Source organism: Lottiidibacillus patelloidae, from assembly GCF_002262935.1.
GTDB classification, from domain to species: Bacteria; Bacillota; Bacilli; order Bacillales; family SA5d-4; genus Lottiidibacillus; species Lottiidibacillus patelloidae.
The window spans coordinates 230241-256426 of record NZ_NPIA01000002.1 but is presented as its reverse complement, the minus strand read 5'-3'; the positions used below and the strand labels follow the sequence as shown (position 1 = coordinate 256426).

The 26186-nt window shown below is 34.0% G+C and carries 32 protein-coding genes; 17 read left to right on the top strand and 15 right to left on the bottom strand.

Annotation, left to right across the window (positions count from 1 at the left end):
• Window positions 1–155 precede the first annotated feature (155 nt).
• Window positions 156–860 (top strand): RNA polymerase sporulation sigma factor SigK, encoded by a 705-nt coding sequence (sigK, locus tag CIB95_RS05350; protein ID WP_094922911.1) that lies wholly within the window; start codon window positions 156–158, stop codon window positions 858–860.
• 43 nt (window positions 861–903) lie between these two features.
• Here sigK and CIB95_RS05345 read toward each other — a convergent pair whose 3' ends face one another.
• The 4 genes from CIB95_RS05345 to CIB95_RS05330 are packed head-to-tail and all read right to left on the bottom strand — an operon-like array spanning window position 904 to window position 3602.
• Window positions 904–1596 carry a hypothetical protein gene (locus tag CIB95_RS05345; RefSeq protein WP_094922908.1) on the bottom strand — a complete coding sequence of 231 codons (693 nt, stop codon included), beginning with the start codon at window positions 1594–1596 and terminating at the stop codon, window positions 904–906.
• On the bottom strand, window positions 1596–2333 hold the full coding sequence (locus CIB95_RS05340; protein WP_094922906.1) for a hypothetical protein: 738 nt from the start codon (window positions 2331–2333) through the stop codon (window positions 1596–1598). Before CIB95_RS05340 ends, CIB95_RS05345 begins: the two co-directional genes overlap by 1 nt.
• Window positions 2305–3216 carry an ATP-binding cassette domain-containing protein gene (locus tag CIB95_RS05335; RefSeq protein ID WP_094922905.1) on the bottom strand — a complete coding sequence of 304 codons (912 nt, stop codon included), beginning with the start codon at window positions 3214–3216 and terminating at the stop codon, window positions 2305–2307. Before CIB95_RS05335 ends, CIB95_RS05340 begins: the two co-directional genes overlap by 29 nt.
• A 2-nt stretch (window positions 3217–3218) precedes the next feature.
• A complete protein-coding gene (locus CIB95_RS05330) occupies window positions 3219–3602 on the bottom strand; it encodes a GntR family transcriptional regulator (RefSeq protein ID WP_094922903.1) in 384 nt (127 codons plus the stop codon).
• A gap of 214 nt (window positions 3603–3816) precedes the next feature.
• Here CIB95_RS05330 and CIB95_RS05325 point away from each other — a divergent pair, with 214 nt between their 5' ends.
• Window positions 3817–5610, top strand: coding sequence for a M3 family oligoendopeptidase (locus CIB95_RS05325; RefSeq protein ID WP_094922902.1), 1794 nt, complete (start codon window positions 3817–3819; stop codon window positions 5608–5610).
• 102 nt (window positions 5611–5712) lie between these two features.
• The gene (locus CIB95_RS05320; RefSeq protein WP_094922900.1) at window positions 5713–6168 is read left to right on the top strand and encodes a hypothetical protein; all 456 of its coding nucleotides are present in this window, start codon (window positions 5713–5715) and stop codon (window positions 6166–6168) included.
• A gap of 56 nt (window positions 6169–6224) precedes the next feature.
• On the opposite strand, the gene pssA is transcribed toward CIB95_RS05320, so the two are convergent.
• Window positions 6225–6764, bottom strand: coding sequence for a CDP-diacylglycerol--serine O-phosphatidyltransferase (pssA, locus tag CIB95_RS05315; protein ID WP_094922898.1), 540 nt, complete (start codon window positions 6762–6764; stop codon window positions 6225–6227).
• Between the two features lie 105 nt (window positions 6765–6869).
• Between pssA and CIB95_RS05310 the strand changes: the two genes are divergently transcribed.
• The gene (locus CIB95_RS05310) at window positions 6870–7649 is read left to right on the top strand and encodes a phosphatidylserine decarboxylase (RefSeq protein ID WP_094922897.1); all 780 of its coding nucleotides are present in this window, start codon (window positions 6870–6872) and stop codon (window positions 7647–7649) included.
• Between the two features lie 47 nt (window positions 7650–7696).
• Here the strand turns inward: CIB95_RS05310 and mnhG are convergent, their stop codons facing one another.
• The 6 genes from mnhG to CIB95_RS05280 are packed head-to-tail and all read right to left on the bottom strand — an operon-like array spanning window position 7697 to window position 12932.
• Window positions 7697–8047, bottom strand: a complete 351-nt coding sequence (mnhG, locus tag CIB95_RS05305) for a monovalent cation/H(+) antiporter subunit G (protein ID WP_094922894.1) — start codon at window positions 8045–8047, stop codon at window positions 7697–7699.
• A complete protein-coding gene (locus CIB95_RS05300; RefSeq protein WP_094922891.1) occupies window positions 8028–8318 on the bottom strand; it encodes a Na(+)/H(+) antiporter subunit F1 in 291 nt (96 codons plus the stop codon). The genes mnhG and CIB95_RS05300 overlap by 20 nt, the downstream gene beginning before the upstream one ends.
• Window positions 8315–8791 (bottom strand): Na+/H+ antiporter subunit E, encoded by a 477-nt coding sequence (locus CIB95_RS05295; protein WP_094922888.1) that lies wholly within the window; start codon window positions 8789–8791, stop codon window positions 8315–8317. The genes CIB95_RS05300 and CIB95_RS05295 overlap by 4 nt, the downstream gene beginning before the upstream one ends.
• A gap of 4 nt (window positions 8792–8795) precedes the next feature.
• Window positions 8796–10265 (bottom strand): Na+/H+ antiporter subunit D, encoded by a 1470-nt coding sequence (locus CIB95_RS05290; protein ID WP_094922885.1) that lies wholly within the window; start codon window positions 10263–10265, stop codon window positions 8796–8798.
• Entirely contained in the window at window positions 10258–10596 is a 339-nt protein-coding gene (locus tag CIB95_RS05285) for a Na(+)/H(+) antiporter subunit C (protein WP_094922882.1), read from the bottom strand. Before CIB95_RS05285 ends, CIB95_RS05290 begins: the two co-directional genes overlap by 8 nt.
• The gene (locus tag CIB95_RS05280) at window positions 10596–12932 is read right to left on the bottom strand and encodes a Na+/H+ antiporter subunit A (protein WP_094922879.1); all 2337 of its coding nucleotides are present in this window, start codon (window positions 12930–12932) and stop codon (window positions 10596–10598) included. Before CIB95_RS05280 ends, CIB95_RS05285 begins: the two co-directional genes overlap by 1 nt.
• Window positions 12933–13100: 168 nt before the next feature.
• Between CIB95_RS05280 and CIB95_RS05275 the strand changes: the two genes are divergently transcribed.
• Window positions 13101–13574, top strand: a complete 474-nt coding sequence (locus CIB95_RS05275) for a hypothetical protein (RefSeq protein ID WP_094922876.1) — start codon at window positions 13101–13103, stop codon at window positions 13572–13574.
• A 13-nt stretch (window positions 13575–13587) separates the two neighbouring features.
• Here CIB95_RS05275 and sda read toward each other — a convergent pair whose 3' ends face one another.
• Complete coding sequence (gene sda / locus CIB95_RS05270) at window positions 13588–13725, bottom strand: sporulation histidine kinase inhibitor Sda (RefSeq protein ID WP_094922873.1); 138 nt, start codon at window positions 13723–13725, stop codon at window positions 13588–13590.
• Between the two features lie 344 nt (window positions 13726–14069).
• Between sda and CIB95_RS05265 the strand changes: the two genes are divergently transcribed.
• Genes CIB95_RS05265 through CIB95_RS05230 form a run of 8 tightly spaced genes read left to right on the top strand, consistent with a single transcriptional unit; the run spans window position 14070 to window position 19159 of the window.
• A complete protein-coding gene (locus CIB95_RS05265; protein ID WP_094922870.1) occupies window positions 14070–14585 on the top strand; it encodes a YqeG family HAD IIIA-type phosphatase in 516 nt (171 codons plus the stop codon).
• A gap of 3 nt (window positions 14586–14588) precedes the next feature.
• Window positions 14589–15698, top strand: coding sequence for a ribosome biogenesis GTPase YqeH (gene yqeH / locus CIB95_RS05260; protein WP_094922867.1), 1110 nt, complete (start codon window positions 14589–14591; stop codon window positions 15696–15698).
• Between the two features lie 17 nt (window positions 15699–15715).
• Entirely contained in the window at window positions 15716–16555 is an 840-nt protein-coding gene (gene aroE / locus CIB95_RS05255) for a shikimate dehydrogenase (RefSeq protein ID WP_094922864.1), read from the top strand.
• The gene (gene yhbY, locus CIB95_RS05250) at window positions 16549–16839 is read left to right on the top strand and encodes a ribosome assembly RNA-binding protein YhbY (protein ID WP_094922861.1); all 291 of its coding nucleotides are present in this window, start codon (window positions 16549–16551) and stop codon (window positions 16837–16839) included. Before aroE ends, yhbY begins: the two co-directional genes overlap by 7 nt.
• Window positions 16840–16859: 20 nt before the next feature.
• Window positions 16860–17432 (top strand): nicotinate-nucleotide adenylyltransferase, encoded by a 573-nt coding sequence (locus CIB95_RS05245; protein WP_094922858.1) that lies wholly within the window; start codon window positions 16860–16862, stop codon window positions 17430–17432.
• Window positions 17419–17991: a bis(5'-nucleosyl)-tetraphosphatase (symmetrical) YqeK gene (yqeK, locus tag CIB95_RS05240; protein WP_094922855.1), complete on the top strand. Its 573-nt coding sequence runs from the start codon at window positions 17419–17421 to the stop codon at window positions 17989–17991. Before CIB95_RS05245 ends, yqeK begins: the two co-directional genes overlap by 14 nt.
• 26 nt (window positions 17992–18017) lie before the next feature.
• The gene (gene rsfS, locus CIB95_RS05235) at window positions 18018–18371 is read left to right on the top strand and encodes a ribosome silencing factor (protein WP_094922852.1); all 354 of its coding nucleotides are present in this window, start codon (window positions 18018–18020) and stop codon (window positions 18369–18371) included.
• Between the two features lie 44 nt (window positions 18372–18415).
• Window positions 18416–19159, top strand: a complete 744-nt coding sequence (locus CIB95_RS05230; protein ID WP_094922849.1) for a class I SAM-dependent DNA methyltransferase — start codon at window positions 18416–18418, stop codon at window positions 19157–19159.
• A 76-nt stretch (window positions 19160–19235) separates the two neighbouring features.
• Here CIB95_RS05230 and comER read toward each other — a convergent pair whose 3' ends face one another.
• Window positions 19236–20060: a late competence protein ComER gene (gene comER / locus CIB95_RS05225; RefSeq protein WP_094922846.1), complete on the bottom strand. Its 825-nt coding sequence runs from the start codon at window positions 20058–20060 to the stop codon at window positions 19236–19238.
• A 225-nt stretch (window positions 20061–20285) separates the two neighbouring features.
• On the opposite strand from comER, the gene CIB95_RS05220 reads away from it, so the two are divergent.
• Together CIB95_RS05220 and CIB95_RS05215 are read left to right on the top strand one after the other, a co-directional pair.
• Window positions 20286–20756: a helix-hairpin-helix domain-containing protein gene (locus tag CIB95_RS05220; RefSeq protein WP_158217565.1), complete on the top strand. Its 471-nt coding sequence runs from the start codon at window positions 20286–20288 to the stop codon at window positions 20754–20756.
• A 23-nt stretch (window positions 20757–20779) separates the two neighbouring features.
• The gene (locus CIB95_RS05215) at window positions 20780–23032 is read left to right on the top strand and encodes a DNA internalization-related competence protein ComEC/Rec2 (RefSeq protein ID WP_094922841.1); all 2253 of its coding nucleotides are present in this window, start codon (window positions 20780–20782) and stop codon (window positions 23030–23032) included.
• A 50-nt stretch (window positions 23033–23082) separates the two neighbouring features.
• Here CIB95_RS05215 and CIB95_RS05210 read toward each other — a convergent pair whose 3' ends face one another.
• The gene (locus CIB95_RS05210; protein ID WP_094922838.1) at window positions 23083–23214 is read right to left on the bottom strand and encodes a YqzM family protein; all 132 of its coding nucleotides are present in this window, start codon (window positions 23212–23214) and stop codon (window positions 23083–23085) included.
• Window positions 23215–23510: 296 nt separating this feature from the next.
• Between CIB95_RS05210 and holA the strand changes: the two genes are divergently transcribed.
• Complete coding sequence (holA, locus tag CIB95_RS05205; protein ID WP_094922835.1) at window positions 23511–24530, top strand: DNA polymerase III subunit delta; 1020 nt, start codon at window positions 23511–23513, stop codon at window positions 24528–24530.
• Window positions 24531–24601: 71 nt separating this feature from the next.
• On the opposite strand, the gene rpsT is transcribed toward holA, so the two are convergent.
• Window positions 24602–24868 (bottom strand): 30S ribosomal protein S20, encoded by a 267-nt coding sequence (gene rpsT / locus CIB95_RS05200; RefSeq protein ID WP_094922832.1) that lies wholly within the window; start codon window positions 24866–24868, stop codon window positions 24602–24604.
• 167 nt (window positions 24869–25035) lie between these two features.
• Here rpsT and gpr point away from each other — a divergent pair, with 167 nt between their 5' ends.
• Window positions 25036–26142, top strand: a complete 1107-nt coding sequence (gene gpr / locus CIB95_RS05195) for a GPR endopeptidase (protein WP_094922829.1) — start codon at window positions 25036–25038, stop codon at window positions 26140–26142.
• Window positions 26143–26186 lie beyond the last annotated feature (44 nt).

The following is a 26186-nucleotide window of genomic DNA, read 5'->3' as shown; positions in this document are numbered from 1 at the left end:
TCCTGAGGCCAAAGGTGGATATGAATAAATAAACAAATTACAAATTTCCTTAGGCAATGCACAAAATATTATAAACAAATAATATAGGACAGACACAGACAATCACACATCAGCATATAGATGAATAATGAAATCATCTGGGGGTGTGTCCATCAATGTCAATTATTGGTACATTAACGTACTTCTTTAAAGAGCTTCTCTTTTTCGTTTCTTATGTAAAGAACAATGCATTTCCACAGCCATTGTCAGAAGATGATGAGCGAAAGTATATTCATGATTTACAAGAGACAAAATGTCAAGTTGCACGTGAAAAATTGATCGAGCACAATTTACGCTTAGTTGCCCATATTACGAAAAAGTTTGACAACACTGGTGAAGATAATGAAGATTTAATCTCCATTGGTACTATTGGATTAATGAAGGCAATTGACAGTTATTCGACTGGAAAAGGCACGAAACTAGCAACTTATGCAGCACGATGCATTGAGAATGAAATTCTAATGCACCTGCGCTCCTTGAAGAAGACGAAGAAAGATGTATCACTACATGACCCAATCGGGCAAGACAAAGAAGGTAATGAAATTTCATTAATTGATGTTCTTCGTGAAGATGACGAAGATATCGTCGAAGCAATCCAGCTCGAAATATTAAAAAAGAAGATTTATGACTATATTCATGTGTTAGATGAACGGGAAAAGGAAGTTGTTGTTGGTCGTTTTGGCTTATATGGCTTTGACGAAAAAACGCAGCGAGAAATTGCAAAAGAATTAGGAATTTCAAGAAGTTATGTATCACGGATTGAGAAACGATCCTTAATGAAGTTGTTCCATGAATTGTATAAAGATGAAAGAGGACAATAAAGTGAAGCCAAACCGAAGTCGGTTTGGCTTTTTTCTTTAGTGTTTATTGATTAACTAGTTGATACTTACTGTTAGGGGTAAGCTTTAATCCTTTAGGTATTCGAATGACAATCGCATCAAAACTTCTACTATTCATTGGAATAAAATAATCACCACTATATAAAGAGCCTTCATTAAATTGAATAACAACAAAATCTTTCTTAAAACCAGCAATTTCATAGTCGAATTTTTCTGGGTCAGTAATCATCAGCTTGTTGTCATGGAAAGTAATTGTAAATGTATTTTTCTTCTCTGTTAAATCGGTTGAGCCGAATGAGAATTTTGAAGTATAGTGAACAACTTCAATTGCATTATTGTCGCTTTCTCTTCGCTCAACGAAGATCGGAGAGGACGATTCAGGATAAATTATTTCAATCTCTCCATCATGACTAGTAAAATCCCACGTTTTTTTAATAATAAATTGCTCGTGATCTTTGAGTGTATCACTGTGAATGGCTTGATAAAATGCATTGAAATCCGCACTATGAGGTTCACTGATTCTTATATCTTCTAAAGAGATAAAGTTATCTTTCGGTAGTATGTGAACGAAAGCAGCTGAAAGTAGTAATAGTAAGAGATAAAATATGAAAACCTTTCTTAATGCAATAACTTGTAAATATCTTTGCATAATGAATAAAGCAACTAAAACTATTATTAAAGGGATTGCTATTGCTATGAAAGAAAATATACCGAACATTAGCGGACCTCCAATCTATTAGAAATAAGGAAGGAAAAACTAAACAAGGCCAGTAATAATGTAGTAATTTTAATGGTAAATATGAAAAACGAGGTCTCTAGTACAAGAAACTCAACAAATTTAATAACAGCGTTGTTTCCTCCTGTAAAAAGTAGTGACCAGAATAATAATGCAGGAAGTAAGAATGCAAATGGCTTAAAAAATTGTACTAGCATACCAAAAGCATAGCCAATAGCTCCTAATAAACAAAGATATAATGCAGTAACAGAAATCCCCCAAAACAGCTCTGAAGCAGTATAAGTAATAGCTTCGTTAATAATTAATTCATCTGTATTAATAAAGTAAGCAATGGAGCGGAGCAAGTATCCTGACAGAAAACAAGTGATACTCCCTATAACGGATAAAGTAAACAAATACATAATATTAGATAAGTTACTACTTAAGCGGTTAGAGACGAAAGTAAAATCAGAAGTTCGGTATGCTTTTGTCGTTAACGTAACCCCACCAAATAAAATCCAAAGTAATGTAAAAATGATGAAAATTTCATTTGAATATAGCTTCATTTTAATAGATACATAATTGTTACCAGATCCACTAGTAGCAACTCCATTTAAAGAAAGTAATAACGCAAGAACGTGAAGCGGAATCAAACTAAAAATAAACCACATATATGCTTTCATTTTGTATAAATATTGTTTTACTGCTACATCAAATACTTTCACTTTTGTCAAAGACACTATCAATTCCTCCTTTGTTTTTAGCTGTTAAATATACACAAGTTTCGTCAGCTGAAATAGGTGAAATTTCTACTCCAGATAATTTAAGATCATCTATCTGTGACGCTGATAATTTATTTTCAACAACAATATACGTGTAATTTTGACCAATCATTTCTTTATGAAAGATATCTAAATTAGTAACTGCACGTTCAATGTCCTTGCTCTTACCTTTTAGTCCTACAGCCAGTTTTTTTATATGGTCGACAGACATGTGAAGCAGTTTTTCGCCACAATCTAAAAGTAAGACTTCTTCTAAAATATCTTCCATTTCGTTTAGTAAGTGACTAGACAATATGATTGTTCTAGGATGCAGGATGTAATCTTTAAGTAATGCTCGATAAAAGTCTTTTCGCGTTGATGCGTCCATTCCTGTTGTTGGTTCATCGAAAATGGTAAGAGGACACCTTGCAGCTAAGCCGATAATCATATTAAATGTGCTTTTCATTCCCTTTGATAAGCTTTGATGTGTTTGCTTTTTATTGAAAGAAAAATAATCTAAAAGTTTAAAAGCTAATTGTGAATTCCAGTTCGTATAGAAGGTGCTAGCTGATTGAAGTATTTCTAAGAGGTTAATAGAAGAAGGAAACGTCATGTTGTCATCGATAAAGATTACATTTGCTGAAACAGTAATATTGTTAAACGGGTTGTTTTCAAATACCTTTATTTCTCCAGTGGTGTTCCGGTAATACCCAGCCATTATTTTAAGTAATGTTGTTTTCCCTGCTCCATTTCTTCCAATTAAACCAGTAATCGTGTTTTCCTTAATATCAAATGAAATACCTTTTATAGCATCATGCTTTCCATAAGTCTTTGATAGGTCACGGCATTCAACGATGTTCATTTTTATTCCTCCTCTTTATAAGTTGTCATCGCTTGCTTAACTATTACTACTAATTCATCTTCAGAAACTTCTAAGCGCTTCGCCTCAGCAATAAGCTCAAAAACCATTTTTTTCATTATTTGATCCTTCCGTTTCATGAGTATTTGTTCTTTTGCCTTTGGGGTAACGAACATTCCGAGCCCGCGTTTTTTATAAACGATATTTTCATCAGCTAACATATTAAGTCCCTTTGCCGCTGTTGCTGGATTGATATTAAACATTTCAGCAAGTTGGTATTGTGAATATATTTTCTCATCATCCTTAATACTTCCACTCATTATTTCTGTTTCAAGCCATTCAGCTATTTGAACATATATTGGCTTTAGTCCATCATTGCTTAACTTCAACTTTCCACCTCCTTCTACCTACTAGTAAAGTAGTGCATTACTGTTATAATGTACTATATGCCATTTTGTTAGAAAATACAACTCAAAATGGAAAAAAATATTAAAAAACACACCATAATACCCATAAAACTGTTTTGGATGTCGAAATATATTATAAAAACATTCAAAATTTTGTAGTATAATAGTGAAATACATAATTAGGGGAGATGAGCAGATGTTAACAGGTTTAAAAGAGGTTTGGGAATTAGATAATTTTTTCCCAGGGGGAAGCAAATCTGAGCAATTGCATAAGTTTTTAGAAGAGTTACAAAAAGATATGGATGCAAGAGTGTCTGAAGTACAAGCTTGGGATATCCCTCAAGCTGGAAATGAAAGCAAAGAGCTAGTAACATTATTGGAAAATATGCAACAAACTATAAAGAAGGCCCGTGAAGTTAGCGCATTTGTTAGCTGTTTAACTGCTCAAGACGTTAGTGATAAAGAAGCAAACTTATTAAGAGGACGCTTAACACAAATGAATGCAGGCTTCCAAATGGCATCTTCCACATTAGAAGAGAAAATTTCTAAGATCGCAGATAGTACTTGGAAAGTTTTATTGCAAGATGAAAAATTAGCTGAGCTTGCCTTTGTATTAGAAGAGCGCCGTTCTAAAGCGAAAGAAAAGTTACCACTAGAACAAGAATCATTAATAAATGATTTATCTGTTGATGGCTACCATGCTTGGGGACAACTTTACAATACTCTAGTTGGGAGAATGACAATTCCATTTGAAGAGAATGGTGAAACGAAACAATTAAGTGTAGGACAAGCGCAAAACAAACTTTATGATCATGATCGCAATGTTAGACAAGTTGCATTTGCAAATTGGGAAAAAGCTTGGGAAGAGCAAGAGGATTTATTTAGTGAAACGTTAAACAGACTTGGTGGATATCGCTTAAATGTTTATAAGCATCGAGGCTGGGATAAAGTACTTAAAGAACCATTAGAAGTTAACCGCATGAGTGAAGATACATTAGCTACAATGTGGAATGTAATTAATGATAACAAAACTACTTATGTAAATTACTTAAACCGTAAAGCAGAAATGCTTGGTGTTGATAAGTTAGGTTGGACAGATATTTATGCTCCTGTTGGATCAGTAGACAATAAAATGAGTTATGATGAAGGCGCTAACTTTATTGTGAAGCATTTTGAATCATTTAGTCCAAAAATGGCTGACTTCGCTAAAACAGCTTTCACAGAAAACTGGATTGAAGCAGAAGACCGAGCAGGCAAACGTCCTGGTGGTTTCTGTACGAGTTTTCCACTAGCTAAAGAATCTCGTATCTTCATGACATATGACGGCAGTGCAAACAGTGTATCAACATTAGCTCATGAGTTAGGTCATGCGTATCACTCACATGTAATCAATGACTTAGATGAATATAATACACATTACGCAATGAACGTTGCTGAAACTGCTTCTACGTTTGCGGAAATGATCGTATCAGATGCAGCACTCAAGAGTGTAGATAGTAAGGAAGAAAAGTTAGCTTTATTAGATGATAATATTCAACGTAGCATTGCATTTTTTATGGATATTCAATCACGATTCTTATTTGAAACACGTTTTTATGAAGAACGAAAAAATGGTTTAGTTAGCACGAATCGCTTAAATGAATTAATGGTTGAAGCGCAAAAAGAAGCATTCAATGAGTCGTTAAATGAATATCACCCACATTTTTGGAGTTCAAAGCTTCACTTTTACATTACTGGTGTACCTTTCTACAACTTCCCGTATACATTCGGTTATTTGTTTAGTATGGGTATTTACGCACTAGCATTAAAAGAAGGTAAGAGCTTTGAAGATAATTATATTAACTTACTTCGCGACACAGCAAGAATGTCTGTGGAGGACTTAGCTATGAAACATCTAAATGTTGATTTAACAAAGCCTGATTTCTGGCAAGGGGCGTTAGATGTTGCTAATGAATATGTAGCACAGTTTATGGAATTAACAGATAAGTAATTACTTCTAAAAAGATGAAATCATAATGATTTCATCTTTTTTTGACTGAAATTGAAACATGTTAATAATTGGAAAAGTGTTACATTTAATGGAGGCGAAATTATGAGTAAACATTTATTAATAGTAGCAACGCTTACGTTTTTATTGATCATTTCAGGTTGTAGTGGAAAAGTGTATGATCCTGATCACGTTCCTATTGAAGGAAATTCTATAGTAGTACAAAAGCTAAGTGATGATAAGAAACACTATGAAAATATAATGACAATTGAAAAGAGGGGTAGGGTTGAAGGTATTAAGAAAATTCTCACTAAAGTTACGTGGGAGAAGCAAAATACCGATAAATCTCTCTTGGCAGATTATCGTATAATCATCTCCTTAAAAGATTCAAAATGTACAGGTACTCCATACGCAATAATAGTTAGTCCCAATAGAGAATATATCGAAATTATTAAAGAAGATGGATGCAATCAAAGTGTAGATCCATATGCTAGGTTATCCGAAGAAGATTCTGCAACGTTATTTAAACTATTAACGGGTGAACAATTGAATAATGAGTAGTTAGCTGTAGCAAAAAAGGGCTTCCAACTTAAATTGGGAGCCCTTTTTTGTATAGATTATATTTTCTTCATTTTAAAATTACTTATCATTAATAATGCAAGAATTAAAATAAGGTACATAAATACTTGGGGAGGCCATTTTGTCACAAGTAAACTAGAAATCGCAAGAAGTGATCCTGCAGCAGTAATAGGTAGCCCGGTAAAAACAGCACTTGATTCAGATAAGTTAAAACGAGCGAGTCTCAAAGCACCGGTAACGACAAAAATTATTGTAAAGATGACGCCTGGAACACCAAATTGGTGTAACACGGCAGCATACAAGAGGAAAGCAGGAGCAATACCAAATGATACTAAGTCACATAATGAATCCAGTTGTTTCCCAAAATCAGTAACAATATTTAACTTTCTTGCAACTAATCCGTCAAACCTATCGCATAATGCGGCTAAAAGTATTAAAATAAAACTTGTAACTAAATTATCGTTAAGTAAAAAAATAATTGCTGCACTTCCAAAGCTTAAATTTAATACTGTTAAAGCATTAGCAGCTTGACCTTTTATTTTCTTAATTGTATTGTCTATTCGTTCTGTGATAAACATAAGGAAAACACTCCTTTGCGGGTGTAATTTACGAAGATATATTGTTTGTTTATTATACACGAAAAATGTCGTTTGTTGTTATTATTTTATTTTGGAGGAAAGAAAATGAAAAAAACGTTATACCGTGCATTTGTTGAATTAACAGGAGGACCAGTAATTTCAAAAATAATGAAGGGATTTGCAACTTCGAAGGTAAGTAAATTTATTATTCCTTCTTTTGCTAAGACGTTTCATATTAACCAAAGCGAGATGGAAAAAGAGTTACATGAGTTTGAAACATTACATCAATTTTTTATTCGTGGGTTAAAGAAAGACGCTCGTCAAATACATACTGAGGAAAATAGCTTAGTAAGTCCTGTTGATGGAGTGCTAGCTCATTTTGGGACGATCACCGAAAATAATTCATTTCATGTTAAAGGGCAAGATTACTCTTTAGATGAAATGGTCGGAACAAAGGAACGTGCTGAAAAGTACAAAAATGGCACATACATTATATTATACTTGAGCCCTCGTCATTATCACAGAATTCATAGCCCTGTGACTGGGACAGTAACAGATCAAAAGACGTATGGGAAAAAATCTTACCCAGTTAATGAAGCAGGGTTAAAATATGGCGTGCGCCCACTTTCAAAAAACTATCGTGTCGTAACAGAAATTGATTGTAAGGGGAAAAAAGTAGCTGTTGTAAAAGTTGGTGCATTAAACATTAATACAATTGAAACAACCCACCAAACGAATGAACTTAACAAAGGCGATGAAGTAGGCTACTTTTCTTTTGGTTCAACAGTTGTACTATTGTTAGAAAAAGGAACTTGTGAATTACTGCCAAACCTTAAACAAAATAGTGAAGTAACAGTCGGCCAAAAAATTGGTACGTTATTATAAGATAAGAAAAACCAGCACTTGTAGTTTTTCATACAAGTGCTGGTTTTTTACTTTTCATCGTTATTTATTAAAACTTCTATTTTCAAATCATCTTGCACACTTTTTTCCCACATTGGTACGCCACTTCGATAAGCAGCTCTTGCAAGCATATGACTGGCAACAGGTGCAGTTAATAAAACAAAAACAATTCCAAGTAGTAACTTCCCGCTGAAAATATTCTCAAATAAGAGAAAATATAGGAATGAACCAATTAATATACTAGCAACACCTAATGTCCCACTTTTAGAAGCGGCATGTAAGCGAGTATAAAGATCAGGAAAACGCAATATTCCGATCACGCTAGAAATAATAAAAAAGGTGCCGATAATGATACATATACTAATTACGATCTCGCTCAATTATAACACCCTTTTCTAAAAATTTCGCCAATGCGACAGTACCGATAAAAGTTAAAATACCAACTAATAAAATAATGTCATTAAAGTAAGTAGTCTCTGTTAAAATCGCTAAAAGCCCACTCATTGCAATAATAATAACACCTATTGTGTCGAGTGCTACAGCTCGGTCAGGATTTGATGGTCCGATGATTACTCTGTAAAGTAATAAAAGCATACAAGCCCCTAATAAAATTAAGCAAATCAGCGTTACGTTCGTAAGTAAGTCACTCATCTTGTAACCTCCATAATTGCTTTTTCAAAAGAATCCTTAATTTGTTTTATTGTATCTTCGACGTCTGAAATATCAACAGCATGAATATAAATTAACTTATTGTCATTAGAAAGTGTAACAGATAGCGTACCAGGCGTTAGCGTTATTAAGTTGGCAAGCAACGTAATTTCCCAGTTTGTTTTTAATTCAGTAGGTAACGCAAAAATGCCTGGTTCGAGTGTCATTTTAGGTTTATAAACTAGTTTTAAAACTTCAATATTTGCTAAGATAAGTTCTTTTAAAAATAAGAAGATTAAGTATACAATCGCATATACTCGTTTGAAATAAAATTCACCAGGAATAAAGCGGCGTAATAAAAATAATAGCCAAATTCCTAACAAATAACCTAATACAAAGTCGATAAAATAATAGCTTTCATTTAGAAACATCCAAATAATAGCTATTACTAAATTAATCAAAATTTGAAAAGCCATTAGCTTACCCCTTTAATACAGATTGTATGTAATTACTTGGATCTATCAATTGATCTGCCACTTGTTGTACATACGGATAAATATATTCCCCACCTACGCCAAGCATGATTGATAATAGTACTAATAATGAAATTGGAAGTAATAAAGATGTTGGAACTTTTTTGTTTGTTTCAACAGGTTTACCCCAAATAGCGCCAATAAAGATTCGAATTACAGATAATAAAATTAATAAGCTAGTTACTAAGCCGGTAATCGCGATAATGATGTATCCTTCTTCAAATGCACTTTTTAATAATAACAGCTTTCCAATGAAACCACTAAAAGGTGGAATTCCAACTAATGTTAACGCTGCGATGAAAAACAACCAGCTTAACAATGGGTGCGTGGCTAACAAACCGCCCATTTTCCGTAAATCAGAAGTACCACTAGCAATAATAATTGCTCCTACTAATAAGAAAAGAGCAGCTTTTACTACCATGTCATGGAGCAAATAAAAAACAGTACCAGCTATTGATGTTGCAGTAAATACACCTATTCCTAACATCATAAACCCGATTGCTGGGATAATGTTGTAGGCAATGATAAGTTTTATATTATTAGTTGAAAGAGCTCCAAGAACTCCTAAAACCATGGTAAAGCCTGCTAACCAAATAAATAGATCATGTGTAATCGAGTCGTAAACAAAGATTAATGTAAATACTCGTAAGATTGAATAGACGCCAACCTTGGTAAGTAGAGCACCAAATAATGCAGAAATTACTGTTGGAGGAATGCTATACGATTTTGGTAGCCAAAAGTATAGCGGAAATAATGCCCCTTTTGTTGCAAAAACAACAAACAATAATATTGCAATTGTCGTTAAGATTCCTGATTGGCCAACTTCACCTACTCGTTCAGCTAATTGAGCCATATTTACAGTTCCAGTAACAGAATATAAAAATGCAACAGTAATAACGAATAAAATAGATGAAATTAAGTTAATTAGTACATATTTTAACGACTCTCTTAATTGTGCTTTTGTACCTCCGAGAACGATTAGGCCATAAGAAGCCATTAGTAATACTTCAAAGAATACAAATAAGTTAAATAAATCTCCAGTTAAAAATGCCCCTGATACACCAGTAATTAACATTAAGAAAAACGTATAAAAATAAAATTGCTCACGTTCACTATCTAAGGAACGGAATGTATATAACAAACAGGCAAAAGCAATTAGGTTAGTTGTAACGAGAAGTAATGTAGCTAAGCCATCCGCTACAAGAATAATACCAAACGGTGCAACCCAATTACCCGTCTCGAGAATTAGTGTGCCATTGTTATATACATATGCTAGTAAATAGGTAGAACTAGAGATATTTACTAAAAGTGTAATGGTAGTGATTACTCTTGCTAACACAATTTTTTTATTGAAAAAGATTAATACTGCTCCGATGAGTAAAGGAAGCAATATAGGTAAAATAACTAAATTACTCATTATCTGTTCCCCTTAATTGTTCCATATTGTCCGTCCTATTTTCATTGTAAGTTCGATAAGCAAGGACGAGTAAGTATGATGTCACTCCAAAACTAATTACGATAGAAGTTAAAATAAGTGCCTGTGGCAGCGGGTCAGCATATTTTGTAATTCCATCTTTAATAATCGGTGGTGCTCCTCGGTCTAATTTTCCCATCGTTAATATTAATAAATGGGCAGCGTGCGAAAGGATTGCTGTACCAATAATTATTTTTAGTATTTGTCGCTGTAAGAGAAGGTAAACTCCTGCAGCCACTAAACATCCTGATACGATTGACATGAATATTTCCATTATGAGTCTACCTCCTCTTTTTTACGCAGCTTAATCATGCTAATAATAGCTAAAGCTGCTATTCCTAATACGGTTATCTCAAATAGCGTATCTAATCCACGCATATCCACTAAAATGACATTAACGATATTATGTCCTCCACCTAATGATACAGAAGTTTCGATGAAATACTCCGAGATTGCATCGAACTTTTTGAAGCTATGTGAAGCGATAGCGATGATTGTTACAATAAAACCTGCTGATAAGGAAATCACAATATTTAACGTTTTTCTACTCAGCGACTCTTTCGTTTTCGTTAAGTCTGGTAAATGGTAGAAACAAAGTAAAAACAAAGCGACAGTTACTGTTTCAATGATAAGCTGTGTTAAAGCTAAGTCTGGTGCTTTAAAGAAAACGAATAAGATGGATAACCCATAACCTACTACTCCAAGTACTAATATTGCAGCAATGCGATTTTTCATAAATATCGTCGCAATTGAAGCAAACACCATCGTTATTCCTGTAAAGGCAACTGGCCATGTTATTGGAGCCAAATCATCATAAGAAACAGCAAAACCATCAGTAATGTAAATTGTTACAGCAAGAGTACCGATTAAAAATCCGAGAATGATTGACAAGTAATTTCGAATTGATCCTGTCATAAAAAATGAAGTAACAGATTTAGCAAATGTAAAAGTGTTATTTACAAGATAATCATAGACATTTGCCGCACTCCAACGCCCTGGAAATACGTTATAAAACGGTGTCCACTTGTCTCGATAACGGAAGAGCAAAGTACCAATGACAACAACAGTAAATGACATCCAAATCGGAATATTAGTAAATCCATGCCAAAAATGTATATTTATCAATGGAATTTCTCCATTAATTGCCGAAACAGCAGGAGCTAATATCGGCTCACTAATAATGTTAGGCAACAAACCAATAATTATAATGAATGATACTAATATAGCTGGCGAAACTAACAAGCCAATTGGTGCTTCGTGTGGCTGTCTATCTAACATATTTTCCTTGCCAGTAAACGGTTTAAAGAAAAGAATCATCGAATAAACGAATGTAAAGATACTCCCGATTACAGCCAAAATAGGAATTAAAATAGAAATGTCTAAAACATTATCTAAAATAGCAGCTTTAAAAAACATTTCTTTACTTAAGAACCCGTTGAAAACTGGTAATGGGAAACCTGCCATCGAAAACGTTCCAAAGAAAGCAAGTGTCGCTGTAATTGGCATGAATGTGTATAAGCCACCTAGTCTGCGTATATCACGTGTACCAGTTTCATGATCAATTATTCCTGCGACCATAAACAAGCTCCCTTTAAATGTGGCATGGTTAAAAATATGAAATACGGCAGCAACAATGGCTACTTTATTTTCATAGCCTGCACCGAATCCAAGCATCGCCATGATCATCCCGAGCTGACTTATGGTCGAAAAAGCTAAAATTCCTTTTAAGTCAGTTTGGCGAACCGCCATAAATGAGCCCCATGCTAACGTAACAATTCCAAAAACAGAAACTATTATTGCAAAAAGCTGTTCTCCTTGGAAAACTAAGAAAAAGCGAGCGACTAAATAAATTCCTGCTTTTACCATCGTAGCTGAATGTAAGTACGCACTTACTGGTGTTGGTGCTTCCATCGCATCAGGTAGCCAAGTATGGAATGGAAATTGTGCGGACTTTGTAAATGCTCCTAATAAAAATAAGATTAAGATTAATACAAAATAGTTACTGTTAATAATTGCCTCACTATTTAAAATGATTTCTCTAATACTAGTCGATCCCGTTGTAATACTCATTAAAAGGAAGCTTGCGAATAAGGCTAGACCTCCAAATACTGTTATTAACATCGACTTTAAGGCACCATATCGTGACTTTTCACGATGAAACCAAAAACCAATTAATAAGAATGAAGAAATACTTGTGAATTCCCAGAACATATAGAGAACAAATATGTTATCAGATAGGACAACTCCGAGCATTGCACCCATGAATAATAAAAGATAAAAGTAAAAATGTCCTAGATTTTCTTTTTTATTTAAGTAAAAAATGGAATAAAGAACGACTAAAGAGCCAATACCTGTTATTAGTAATGAAAAAAGCATACTTAGTCCATCAATTACAAAAACAAAATTAATGTCCAACGATGGAATCCAGTTTAGGGTAGAATGAATCTTTTCTCCTTGGATCATCTTTTCTAAAAAGCTAATAAAATATGTAAAAAGTAAGACTGGAACAGCTAAAACAAACCACCCTAAGTGGATGTTGCTAAGTTTTGTTCGCAACAAAGGAATAATTAATGCAAATAAAAAAGGGATAAAAATCACTAGATGTAGCATGAAACTCCTCCTAAAAAATCCTAAAAAACATAGATACAATACTTTATTTTACGCACAAAAGTGTCCAATTATCAACTAAACTGCGCATGATTATAAAAGAGGGAATGATTTTATTAAATAGGAAGAAACTAAGAAAAAATTGCAAAAAAAATAGGAGGATTAATTATAATGAACAAAAAGACGATTTTAATTATGGTACTTATATTACCTGTACTAATTAGTTGTGAGACATTTGAGCAGTCTATTTATAAAATTGATGATCAAGAGAAACCATTTGCTCCGAGGGAATATTATCGAGCAAGCCAAATGAACAATATTAGTATGGGAGTTGCCTTAATGAACAGCTCCTTAGTTGAAGAGGGGATTTTATCTGAAATATTAAGTCACAAACATATTAATGATGCCGTTGTATTAAGACAAAAAGATAAGTACTATATAGCCGTAAAGCCGAAGCGTTTTTCAAGACCACATAGTGAAATGATTAAAAGTGAATTAACAGCAATTATGGCTAACAAAGATATAGCAGTAGAGGTTTTTACTAAACCAAGACATTATCGACTTGCAAAACAGCTAAGTAAAAAGCGTTCAGTCAATCCTCAAAAGAGAGAGGAGATATTGGACAAATTTCTACAAAAAAAATAGAGCCTAATTTGGCTCAGGAGATTTTTAAGTGGACGTTTAATTGACGACGATCTATTTCTTTTTCAATAAGTAAAATAAACTCTTTACTTAACTTTAGTTCAAGTGCTTTTGCATATGAGTCTAACAGCATTTGGTCTGATAGGATGCGCATTTTACCCCTCCAAAAATTAATTTATCATAATGTGTATTTTATAACATATAATGGTAAGTTTCGTCGGTGTGAACATAGCTTACCATGAAATAAAATGAAGAACAACCGTTCTTATATCCACAGGAAATAGTGGATAAATTGTGGGTAAGTTGTTTATAAATGTAAAAAAACGAATGGTATCAAGTGGGAAAATGTGTATAATTTTATCCACAATAGGTAAATAAAGTAAAAATTTGTCGAAAAGTTTTTTTGATTTCTATAAATAATCATTGAAAACATTTTGAAAGATGCACGTTTTAACTGTATTATTGATTAGGAACGTCCATAATTAATGAGGTGTTAAAATGTTAAAACGTTTTTTACCAGATGAACATGTAAATTCAGTATTTGAAATAAATATTGATCAGTTAGTAGAAAAAGGGATTAAAGGGATCATCACAGACTTAGATAATACGTTAGTGGAATGGGATCGCCCTGAAGCTACTCCGGAGTTAAAAGAATGGTTTCAAAAGATTCAAGCTAAAGGAATTAGTGTAACGATTGTATCTAACAATAATGAAGACAGAGTAAAGAAGTTTTCAGACCCTTTAGGAATTGCTTTTATCCATAGTGCGCGTAAACCACTGGGAAGTGCATTTAAGAAAGCAAAACAAAATATGAACTTGAAAAGCGATGAAGTAGTTGTCATCGGTGATCAACTTTTAACGGATGTTTTAGGTGGGAATAGCCAAAATTTACATACCATTTTAGTAGTTCCTGTCGTCCAAACAGACGGTGTATTTACGAAGTTTAATCGATTCATTGAAAGAAAAATACTTTCTTATATGAAGAAACGCGGAATGATTTACTGGGAGGAATAAAATTTGCACGAACAAGCTATTACGTGTACTGGTTGTGGAGTATCGATCCAAACGGAAGATAAAAAAGGATTAGGTTATGCGCCAGCGTCTACGTTAAATAAAGAAGTAATTATTTGCCAACGTTGCTTTCGTTTAAAGCATTACAATGAGTTACAGCCTGTATCTTTAACAGATGATGATTTCCTGGAAATTTTAAATGGAATTGGAAAAACTGACTCGTTAGTTGTGAAAATAGTAGATATATTTGATTTTCACGGAAGCTGGCTTCCGGGGTTGCACAGATTTGTCGGTAATAATGACATATTATTAGTCGGAAATAAAGTTGATTTACTACCGAAATCAGCTAATCAAAATCGCTTGAAAAACTGGATGCAACAGTCGGCGAAAGAGTTAGGGATGAATCCAAAAGAAATTTCATTAATTAGTGCGGCAAAGGGTCATAACATTGATGAATTAGCTGCTATTATTGATCAATACCGTGATGGGAAAGATGTTTATATCGTTGGTTGTACAAACGTTGGTAAGTCCACATTTATTAATCGACTGATTAAACAGTTCGGTGGAGAAACAGAAGAAATGATTACGACATCTCACTTTCCTGGAACAACGTTAGATTTAATTGATATTCCGCTTGGTGAAGGTGCGACATTATATGACACACCAGGAATTATTAACAACCACCAAATGGCTCATTTTGTAGATGAAAAAGAACTAAAGGTAATAACACCAAAAAGTGAAATAAAACCGATGGTATTTCAATTAAACGAAGAACAAACACTATATTTCGGTGGCTTGGCTAGACTTGATTACTTAAAAGGTGGACGTCGTTCGTTTGTTGCATTTATGGCCAATAATTTACCTATTCATCGAACAAAACTTGAAAAAGCTGATGACTTGTATGAAAAGCACTTAGGTGAAATGCTATCACCTCCTGGGCCGGATTCATTAGAAAATTTTCCGGAATTAGTGAAGCATAGGTTTTCATTAAAGCATGAAAAAACTGATATTGTCTTTTCTGGTTTAGGCTGGGTAACAGTTCATGATTTAGGAGCACAAGTGGAAGTGCATGCACCTAAAGGAGTTTCCGTGACTGTCCGTCCATCCTTAATATAAGGAAATCAAAAGGTCTTATGAAAAAGCGATTAGCAGTCATTGGTCACCCTATTTCACATTCATTATCACCTCTTATGCATAACAATGAATTCCATGAACTTGGATTAGATTACGAATATGAGGCGATCGATGTAGTCGAAAGTGAGTTAGAGTTAGTAATCAATTCATTCCGTTCTTTGGATTTTTCTGGATTTAATGTGACAATTCCATATAAGGAAAAAGTAATTCCGTTGTTAGATGAAATTGATGAAGAGGCAGCGGCAATAGGCGCGGTAAATACAGTTGTTAACCGCAATGGAAAATTAATCGGGTACAATACTGATGGGCAAGGGTATATGAGTGCGCTAGAAAATATCAGTCCAACATGGAAAAAGAAAAAAATATTAATTATTGGTGCTGGGGGTGCAGCAAGGGCGATATATATATCCTTACTTCGCCACAGTGCCGCTATGATTGATTTAACGAATCGAAGTGTTCAAAAAGCCGAGAATCTGAAGACGGATGCTAAAGTAAGTAATTCGAACGTATTGAGTATTTCTGAAGCAGAAGAGCAGCTAGGGAATTACCAAATAATAATTAATACAACATCAGTAGGGATGAAGCACACTTCAGGTGTGCCACTTCAGTTAACCAATCTTAATAAAGAAGCAGTCGTAAGTGATATTATTTATACACCTATGAAAACAACTTGGCTTCAAAATGCTGAACAAAAAGGTGCGAAAATTATGAATGGTATTACAATGTTTGTAAATCAAGGCGCATTAGCATTTAAGTATTGGACAGGTATATCGCCAAACCAAGAACGTATGAACCAAGTTGTCATCAACAATTTAAAGGAGAGAAATAATCAATGTTAACAGGAAAGCAAAAGCGTTTTTTACGTTCGAAAGCTCATCATTTAGATCCAATTTTCCAAGTAGGTAAAGGCGGAGTTAATGATAATATGATAAAGCAAGTTTCAGAGGCGCTAGAAGCTCGTGAATTAATGAAAATAAGTGTATTGCAAAACTGTGATGAGGATCGAGATACTGTTGCAAAACAATTAGTTAATGGAACGAAAGCTCAGCTTGTACAAGTAATAGGGAATACAATTGTCCTTTACAAAGAGTCAAAAGAAAGTAAAACGATAACACTACCATAACAAGTGAAGGGGGGGAGAGTGTGGCGAAGATTGGAATATTAGGTGGAACATTTAATCCACCACATATTGGTCACTTAATCATTGCTGAAGATGTATTAAAAAAGCAAAATTTAGATGAAGTATGGTTTATGCCAAACTCTCACCCTCCTCATAAAACGACTGAAACATCTGCTCATGACCGCCTAAAAATGGTTCAATTAGCAATTTACAATCATCCGTCTTTTAAAGTGTGTACGGTAGAATTGGAATTAGATGGTCCTTCTTTTACTGCAAAAACGATGAAGACGCTTCGTGCTAAATATAGTCAGCATGAATTTTATTTTATTATCGGAGCTGACAGTGTTGAGACACTTTCTAGTTGGTATGAAATAGATGAATTGCTCAAGTTAGTCACCTTTATAGCAGTTAAAAGATCAGGATTTGTAATCAATTCTCCATATAATAAGCACATCATTCAAGTTGATACACCAATAGTAGATATCTCTTCAACTGAGTTGCGAAAGCGAATTAAAAATGAAGAAAATTATACGTATTTAACAGTCGAAGCCGTCCGTCATTATATTAAGGAGCATAGATTGTATGGAAAGAAATAAAGCACTTGAGCTTGTGAAAAAACAGCTAACAGAACATCGGTATCAACATACATTGGGGGTTATGAATACTTCCATTGAATTAGCAGAAAGATACGAAGTAGATGAAAAAAAAGCCGAGTTAGCGGCAATTTTTCATGATTACGCAAAATTCCGTCCTAAAGAAGAAATGAAAAAAATAATTATTGAGCAAAAGATGGCTAAAAGCTTACTGGAACACAGCAGCGAACTTTGGCATGCGCCTGTCGGAGCTTACTTAGTAGAGAGTGAAGTTGGAATTATAGATAGAGATATTTTGAATGCAATAAAGTATCATACAACTGGTCGGGTAAGCATGTCAAAACTTGAGAAGGTTGTGTTTTTAGCGGATTATATTGAGCCAGGGAGAAGTTTTCCAGGCGTCGATGAAGTGAGAGAAACAGCGAAAAGTAGTTTGGATGAAGCCGTCTTTCAAGCATTAAGAAATACAATAACCTTCCTACTGCGAAGAAAGCAATTAGTTTATCCTGAAACGATACATACTTATAATGATATTGTTACTTTTCTAAAAGAACGTACATAATATACATAAAGGAGGAATGTCATTCAATGGCATCTCAAAATATTTTACAAATAGTGGCAAGCGCTTTAGACGACAAAAAAGCTGAAGAAATTGTTATTTTAAATATGGTTGGTTTATCTTCAATGGCAGATCAATTTGTAATATGCCATGGTAATTCTGATAAACAAGTTCAAGCAATTGCAAAGAATGTGAAGGATGAAGTAACGAAAAATGACTACGAAATTAAGCGTATGGAAGGTTATGATGAGGCACGCTGGGTTTTAATTGACTGCGGCGATATCATTGTTCACGTTTTCCATAAAGATGAGCGTAGCTATTATAATTTAGAAAAACTTTGGGGCGACGCTCCTACTATGGAACTAAATAAAATATTAGCATAGGAAGGGGCATCTGCTCCTTCTATTTCATTTAAGAAGGTGATAAGATGGCATATCATGAATTTGCATATTATTATGATTTACTTATGTCAGATGTTCCATATGATAAGTGGGAAGAATTTGTTAGTAAGCAAATCGAAAAATATAAGATTAGTGGAAAACAGTTGCTAGATTTAGGTTGTGGGACAGGTTCCTTAGCTATTCCTTTTGCAAGAAAAGGATATGATGTTACTGGGATGGATTTATCAATTGAAATGTTAGCTATTGCAAACAATAAAGCCCGACATGAAAACTGCAATATCCACTTTGTCGAACAAGATATGCGAGAATTTGAGAGTCATTTACAATATGATATTATCGGTATTTTTTGTGACTCTTTAAATTATTTGCAATCAAAGGAAGATGTGTTGCAAACATTTAAAAAAGTGTACGATCATTTACAAGATGATGGATTATTCATTTTTGATGTTCATTCTGAATATAAAATTAATCATATTTTTAACAATTATTCGTATGGAAGTAATGAAGAAAATTTCTCTTTTATATGGAACTGCTTTGAAGGATCAGAAACTAACTCAATTGAACATGAGCTTACTTTTTTTGTTGAATCAAAAGAGGGTGAGTATTCGAGGTTTGACGAGCTACATATGCAGCGCACATTCGCACTAGATACGTACAAGACCTTATTGAAAGAAGCTGGATTTAACCAAGTGAAAGTTACAGCAGACTTTTCAGAAATGTCCCCAGTTACTGATAGTGAGCGAATTTTCTTTACAGTAAAAAAAACCTAGCACATCATATTTGATGAGCTAGGTTTCCTTTTATACATTAAATTGTCATTTTTTTTAAAGTCTGAGAAGGTAGATATTAATCATTCTTGAATTGTCTTTCTACGTAATAACGATCTTCTTTATATTTCTCATGCGTACTTTTAATGAGTTTTTCAAACATATCGCCAACTTCATGTTCAAGTACTTTAATTCCTTCTCCAGTAACTCCGCCTTTAACACACACTTTTTCTTGTAAAGAACGGAAAGAATAAATTTCTTTTTCTAAAAGTTTTCCAAAACCAATCATCATTTCACTGACCAATAATGTTGCGTTGTCTTTTGTAATATCTGTTGTTTCAACTGCGCCATCAATTAATCTTTGTAATAAGTAACTTAAAAATGCAGGGCCACAACTTACTAAGTCCGAAGATACTCTTGTTATAGAATTATCTATCTCTACGGGAGTTGATATTTTTTCCATCATCCGTAGTAATTGTTCACGATAAAGTCCGCTACATTTTTCTCCGAACGTAATGAGTGATACCCCAGCTAATGCACGGTTCGTAATGCTCGGGATTATTCTTGCCACATTGCATTCAGCATGGCTCTCTAATTCCTCCACTGTAATTGGGCTAGTAATAGATACGATACACTTATTGGAATGTAAATCAGGTTTTAACTGTTGAATAAGTGGGTATATATCTAATGGCTTCACACATATGAAAATAATGTTAGATTCTCGCACAACCTCACTAGCATTATTCATTACATGGAGGTCAGGATAGTCAGCTTTTAGTCTTTCAGCTTTTTCCTTAGTTCGATTAGTTATATAAAGTTGCGATGGAGTGATCGCTAATGAATCAATGAAGGCACTAATTAGCACACTTCCCATGTTGCCTGTTCCAATAATTCCTATAGACATATGCCTTATCCCTCCCTCGACTCCTAGTCTTTACCGTCATATATATGACATTAACTATTGAAATATGATTGGAGGTAGAGCAACATAAATAAATTATTTATCCTCTCCAGACGTGAAAAATATATAGCAGTAATTGTTTTTGCAATTAGTTTCATTATTATGCTGTGTATTTCTTATTTATTGCCAAAAGACCAAGTAAAGAATGAAACGTGGGATCTGCCTAGCATGGAAGAAGGGGAAGGTAGCGATGATACCCAGCAAGTAATAGAAGAAAGCGCGCCAATAGTAGTAGATGTCAAAGGTGCAGTACAAGCTCCTGGTGTGTACCAAATGGAAAAAGGCGATCGTGTTATAGATGTTATAGAAAAGGCTGGAGGATTGATAGTAAATGCGAATGATGACGTCGTCAATTTTGCACAAATTCTCTATGATGAAATGGTTATCTATGTTCCTAAAAAAGGAGAGGAGGTTAAAAGTGAATTTAATAGTTCAATGAATAGTAACAAAATAAATATTAATAGTGCATCTGTCTCTGAATTAATGACATTAAAAGGAATAGGTGAGGCAAAAGCAGAGGCCATTGTGTCTTATCGTGAGCAACATGGGAAGTTTGATAATATTGACGACTTATTAAAAATTAAAGGGATTGGTGATAAAACAATTGAAAACTTTCGCGATAAAATTATTGCATATTAACTATTTAGGAGGATCATTGAATATTGCGAGGAAAGGGTTATTTAATTGCAATAACTGTGGTCGTTGCAATAACTGCTGTTTATTATAGAGAAAATATCTTAGTAATGTTGAGCGTATTAATTTGTTGGCTCTTCCTAATTCATTATAAAAAAATTCTTCTATTTCCTCTTTTGACACTTATTGTTTTTAGTGCGTACTTCTTCTATGTAGATACGAATAACACAACGCTTTTATCAGGTGATGAGACGAAATTTCATGGTGAAATAATTACATCTCCAATCAATAAGAATGAGAAGATTACCTTTACAATAAGGAATGATATGAATGAAAAGTTAATTGCCAAGCTTAAAGATAATAAATCCTTATCAATCGGTGAGAAGTGTCATATTGTTGGTACTTTAGAAAAGCCTTTAACATCGAAAAACTTTTATGATTTTAATTACGCCTCCTATCTTTATTTTCAGGAAATACATTGGATTCTCCATGTTAATGAGATTGACTGCAAAAGAAAACCATTATCTGTTTTAGAAAAGATAAAATTGCTTAGAAGTAAAGGGATAGAGAGAGTGAAACAAAGTTATCCTAAAGGCATTAATGGCTATGTGAATGCATTAATATTTGGTGAGAAATCATCAATTCCAAAAGATGAATATCAATTGTATCAACAACAAGGCTTGTCACATTTGTTAGCAATTTCTGGATTGCATGTCGGAACTTTATTTGGTTTTATATATTATATTTTCATTAGAATTGGGCTAACAAAAGAAAAAACAAGGTCGCTTCTTTTATTTATACTTCCCCTTTATGCAATTATTGCTGGAAGTGCGCCTTCTGTTGTACGTGCTTCTAGCATGGCATTTTTCTTCTTATTATTTCTTAGACTAAGAAAAAGAATGCTTGCATTAGATGCAATTAGTATAGCTTGTATCATTACTTTAATTTATGACCCGTATAAAGTATTTCATTTAGGCTTTCAACTTTCATTTATCGTTTCTTTTTTCTTAATATGTTCGACAAGAATTATTTCACGGTATCAGCAACGCTATAAGCAACTTTTTGTAGTAACCATTATTGCTCAGTTGGCCTCGTTCCCTTTAGTTTTGTATACAAACTATGAAATATCAATATGGAGTTATTTTTTAAATTTACTATTTATACCTGTTTACTCCATTGTTTTATTACCATTATTATTTATATCGTTTTTTATTATAGAATTTCAAGCGGTCTTCCATGGATTAATTTCTTTTGTAGAATTCGTATTTAGTACGCTCCTTCAGCTACTTATTATGGTTGAAAGTTTTTCATTCGGGAAAATAATATTTGGAAAACCTCCTATATTTATCGTCTTAACTTATTACTTTACATTATTAGTTGGTTTTTATATTTGGGAAAAGAACGAAGGGCTAAAAGACATTTTAAAGGCATTCACACTATTTATGATACTATGCATTGGACATTGGTTATTTCCATATTTTGATGGAAGTATTGAGGTAACTATTTTAGATGTAGGCCAAGGTGACGCAATAGTATTAAAACTACCTTATCAGCGCGAAGTGATTGTTATTGACACAGGGAAAGCAATTGTAAACAAGGAAGGGGAAGAAATTTATAACGCTGGTAAAGCTGTCGTAAATCCATTTTTAAAAGCGAAAGGGATAAAAAGAATTAATAAGCTAATTTTAACTCATGGCGATATAGACCATATTGGCGGTGCAACTGCTATTCTCAATAATTTTCCCGTTAACAAATTACTACTTCCAAAAACAAACATAAAAGATAAAATAAGTGAACTCACAAAAGCGGCATCAAAAAAAGGCATTGAAATTATCTATGCAACTAGAGGGATGAGATGGCATGTGAAGAGTGGTCAATTTGTAATATTACACCCTGCAAAACAAAATTATTACAATGATAGCAATAATCAATCCATTGTGTTATTAAGCGAACTTGGTAATAAGAAGTGGCTCTTTACTGGTGATATAGAAAAAGAAGCGGAAGAAGAACTAACAAAAGTATATAAAAATATGGATGTGGATGTACTAAAGGTTGCTCACCATGGAAGCAATACATCTTCAACTTTGAAATTTATAAATGAGACGAACCCTCATGTTTCTGTTATTTCTGTAGGGCGAAATAACATTTATGGTCACCCTCATGATGACGTGCTAAATAGACTAAGAAGAAACTCGGGATTAGTTGCGAGAACAGATCGTGACGGTGCAATAACTTTTATCTATAAAAGAGGAAAATGGAAAATCATTAAGTCATTAAATTAAAGAAAGTGGATGACAGAAGTCACCCACTTTCAGACACATTAAATAAGTTTTTAAGCAAACATTTTGAAAATAACGCCGATAGCAAATATAGTAGCAAAGAATCCAAATCCTACAACAAATCCAACGCCAGAATCGATAACATCATTTCTCGTAGTTTGCACTTCTTTTTCGAATTCGTTCACAGGTACCCCTCCTAATTCAATTTTTAGTATAAGCGATATTAAAAAAAAAATCCATATACAATATCCATTTCCATCACTGACAAGAGTTAACACATATAGTTCTCTACTGCATAGGATACCATAAGAAATACAGAAAGGCGATTATCGTTAGCGAGTAAGTATCCTAGGTCTTGCTTTCTAACGTTAATATAAATGGGGGTGACCAATTACTGGTTCACCTCCTTTTTTCCTTTGCAAAGCTTACGACAAAAAGCTATATTTAATACAGGAAAAGCCGTTTGAAAAGGGTGATAAGGTTGGCACAAGACGATATACATAAAAAGATTAGCCAAAATAATTTTGCACATATGTATCTTTTATATGGAAAAGAAACTTTTTTGATGGAGGAAATTGAACAGGAAATAATTAAGAAAACGTTATCGGATGATGTGATAGATTTTAATTTAGCTGTTTATGATATGGAAGAAGTACCGATAGATATTGCAATTGAAGATGCTGAAACATTACCTTTTATGGGAGAAAAGCGTGTTGTAATAGTAAAAAACGCATCTTTTTTAACGGCAGCTAAACAAAAGATAGAGCATGATTTAACCAAGTTTCTTACATACATTGAAAACCCTTCGCCATCCACGATTATTATTATTCAGGCTCCTTATGAAAAGCTTGATGAACGAAAAAAAATTGTGAAGTTACTTAAGAAACAAAGTGATGTATTAGAGGCGAACCAATTAAATGAAACGATGATTAAAAAATGGGTTCAATCACGAGCAAAAAGTTTCTCCGTTTCTATTTCAGATCGAGCCATTGAAAAGCTCCTTTTAGTTAGTGGTGCAAACTTAATGTTACTTGCCAGTGAAATTGAAAAACTTGCGCTATTCGCAGGTGATGGTGGTGAAATAACAGAAGAAATAGTTGAAGAACAAGTAGCAAGAACGCTTGAGCAAAATATTTTTACACTTATTGATAAAGTAACCCATCGAAAAATAGATGAAGCATTTCGAATTTTATATGACTTGTTAAAACAAAAAGAAGAGCCGATAAAAATCGTTTCATTACTAGCTAGACAATTTCGCATTATTTACCAAGTGAAGCAACTCACACAAAAAGGATATGGTCAAAAGAATATTGCCTCGATGATAAAAGTGCACCCATTTGCAGTGAAATTGGCCGGAGAACAAAGTAGAAGGTTTTCCGACCACGAACTTCTCACTATCATTGATCGCCTAGCCGAAGCCGACTTTCAAATGAAAAGTGGAGCAATGGACAAGCGCTTAATATTAGATTTATTTTTAACAAAATTAAAAGAAACGGTTTGAGTACGAACGCCCGACATAATAATAATTTATTAATAAAAAAACGACTCCGAAAGGGGTCGTTTTTTTGTGCATTAAGCAGTAAGTCCGTTTAATTGTTTAGCTAAACGAGATTTATTGCGAGCTGCAGTATTTTTATGGATGATGTTGCGTCCAGCAGCTTTGTCAAGCTTTCTTACAGCTTCAACATAAGCAACCTTTGCACCTTCAACGTCGTTGTTAGCAACTTTAGCTTCGAAAGCTTTAACTGCAGATCTCATTGCAGATTTAATAGTGCTGTTATGTGCACGTTGTGCGTCGTTTGTTTTAACACGCTTAATAGCAGATTTAATATTTGGCATTCCTTTCACCTCCTTGAGGTTTTCGGCTGTATTCGTGATGAATAAATTTAGAACAGAACAAACTGTATTTTATCAAACAGAGCAGATAATTTCAATAGAGGAATAAGAACGAATTTATTTGGCGATGATATTTAATAAAATACTTGAAAATAATGGGAGGACTTTACGTGAGTGGAGAGTTAGATTTAGAGAAATATTCGGTGCGGACAGACTTAGCGATTGAAGCTAGAGAAATGGTAATCGAAGAGCAAGAAGAACAATCACAAGATATTCAAGGCGTAATTGTCAAAGAGCGTGACATTGATGGAATAAACATTACGCACGTAACAATTACTGATGAAGGTACGGAGATGATTGGGAAAAAAGCCGGACAATATTTAACGTTTGAAGTTCAAGCAATCCGTAATAGCGATACAGAAATGCAGCGTAAAGTAGAAGAAGTTTTTGCTCGTGAAATGAGCGCTTTTTTAACGAATATGGGCATTAGCAAAGATGCCAGTTGTTTAGTTGTCGGCTTAGGAAATTGGAATGTGACACCTGATGCATTGGGACCGATAGCTGTTGAAAACCTTTTAATAACAAATCATTTATTTAATTTAGCCCCAGAAACAGTACAAGAAGGCTATCGCCGAGTAAGTGCAATTTCACCTGGCGTTATGGGGATAACTGGAATTGAAACGAGCGATATCATTCACGGGGTCATTGAAAAAGCAAAACCTGATTTTGTTATCGCAATTGATGCACTTGCAAGTAGGTCAATTGAAAGAGTGAACACAACCATACAAGTTTCAGACACCGGAATCCATCCTGGTTCTGGCGTTGGCAACAAGCGAAAAGAATTAAGTAAAGAAACGTTAGGTATTCCTGTAATTGCCATTGGAATACCGACTGTTGTTGATGCTGTTTCAATTGCTAGTGACAGTATCGATTTTATATTAAAACATTTCGGTAGAGAACTTAGGGAAGGTGACAGACCATCACGTTCCTTAACTCCTGCAGGTATGACCTTTGGAGAAAAAAGAAAGTTGACGGAAGATGACCTACCAGGAGAAGAACAACGTGGTGCCTTTATGGGGATCGTTGGAAAGCTACCTGAGGACGAAAAGAGAAAACTAATTTCTGAAGTACTAGCACCTTTAGGTCATAACTTGATGGTTACACCAAAAGAAGTAGATGTATTCATTGAAGATATGGCAAATGTGATAGCTGAAGGATTAAATGCGGCTTTACACGAGGCAATAAACCAAGATAACACTGGAGCTTATACACATTAAAAAAGCTAAAAATCCCTGTTCTATGCTTGTCTTATTTACATATA

What these genes read in the sequence shown, in the direction of transcription:
- CIB95_RS05285 (WP_094922882.1), bottom strand. Translation starts at nt 10,596, where the DNA reads ATGGAAATATTCATGTCAATCGTATCAGGATGTTTAGTGGCTGCAGGA.
- yhbY (WP_094922861.1), top strand. Translation starts at nt 16,549, where the DNA reads ATGTTAACAGGAAAGCAAAAGCGTTTTTTACGTTCGAAAGCTCATCAT.
- sigK (WP_094922911.1), top strand. Translation starts at nt 156, where the DNA reads ATGTCAATTATTGGTACATTAACGTACTTCTTTAAAGAGCTTCTCTTT.
- CIB95_RS05290 (WP_094922885.1), bottom strand. Translation starts at nt 10,265, where the DNA reads ATGAGTAATTTAGTTATTTTACCTATATTGCTTCCTTTACTCATCGGA.
- CIB95_RS05335 (WP_094922905.1), bottom strand. Translation starts at nt 3,216, where the DNA reads ATGAACATCGTTGAATGCCGTGACCTATCAAAGACTTATGGAAAGCAT.
- CIB95_RS05320 (WP_094922900.1), top strand. Translation starts at nt 5,713, where the DNA reads ATGAGTAAACATTTATTAATAGTAGCAACGCTTACGTTTTTATTGATC.
- yqeK (WP_094922855.1), top strand. Translation starts at nt 17,419, where the DNA reads ATGGAAAGAAATAAAGCACTTGAGCTTGTGAAAAAACAGCTAACAGAA.
- CIB95_RS05295 (WP_094922888.1), bottom strand. Translation starts at nt 8,791, where the DNA reads ATGGCTTTTCAAATTTTGATTAATTTAGTAATAGCTATTATTTGGATG.
- CIB95_RS05310 (WP_094922897.1), top strand. Translation starts at nt 6,870, where the DNA reads ATGAAAAAAACGTTATACCGTGCATTTGTTGAATTAACAGGAGGACCA.
- CIB95_RS05280 (WP_094922879.1), bottom strand. Translation starts at nt 12,932, where the DNA reads ATGCTACATCTAGTGATTTTTATCCCTTTTTTATTTGCATTAATTATT.
- CIB95_RS05230 (WP_094922849.1), top strand. Translation starts at nt 18,416, where the DNA reads ATGGCATATCATGAATTTGCATATTATTATGATTTACTTATGTCAGAT.
- rsfS (WP_094922852.1), top strand. Translation starts at nt 18,018, where the DNA reads ATGGCATCTCAAAATATTTTACAAATAGTGGCAAGCGCTTTAGACGAC.
- CIB95_RS05300 (WP_094922891.1), bottom strand. Translation starts at nt 8,318, where the DNA reads ATGAGTGACTTACTTACGAACGTAACGCTGATTTGCTTAATTTTATTA.
- CIB95_RS05325 (WP_094922902.1), top strand. Translation starts at nt 3,817, where the DNA reads ATGTTAACAGGTTTAAAAGAGGTTTGGGAATTAGATAATTTTTTCCCA.
- comER (WP_094922846.1), bottom strand. Translation starts at nt 20,060, where the DNA reads ATGTCTATAGGAATTATTGGAACAGGCAACATGGGAAGTGTGCTAATT.
- rpsT (WP_094922832.1), bottom strand. Translation starts at nt 24,868, where the DNA reads ATGCCAAATATTAAATCTGCTATTAAGCGTGTTAAAACAAACGACGCA.
- CIB95_RS05275 (WP_094922876.1), top strand. Translation starts at nt 13,101, where the DNA reads ATGAACAAAAAGACGATTTTAATTATGGTACTTATATTACCTGTACTA.
- CIB95_RS05265 (WP_094922870.1), top strand. Translation starts at nt 14,070, where the DNA reads ATGTTAAAACGTTTTTTACCAGATGAACATGTAAATTCAGTATTTGAA.
- pssA (WP_094922898.1), bottom strand. Translation starts at nt 6,764, where the DNA reads ATGTTTATCACAGAACGAATAGACAATACAATTAAGAAAATAAAAGGT.
- CIB95_RS05345 (WP_094922908.1), bottom strand. Translation starts at nt 1,596, where the DNA reads ATGTTCGGTATATTTTCTTTCATAGCAATAGCAATCCCTTTAATAATA.
- sda (WP_094922873.1), bottom strand. Translation starts at nt 13,725, where the DNA reads ATGCGCATCCTATCAGACCAAATGCTGTTAGACTCATATGCAAAAGCA.
- aroE (WP_094922864.1), top strand. Translation starts at nt 15,716, where the DNA reads ATGAAAAAGCGATTAGCAGTCATTGGTCACCCTATTTCACATTCATTA.
- CIB95_RS05220 (WP_158217565.1), top strand. Translation starts at nt 20,286, where the DNA reads ATGGAAGAAGGGGAAGGTAGCGATGATACCCAGCAAGTAATAGAAGAA.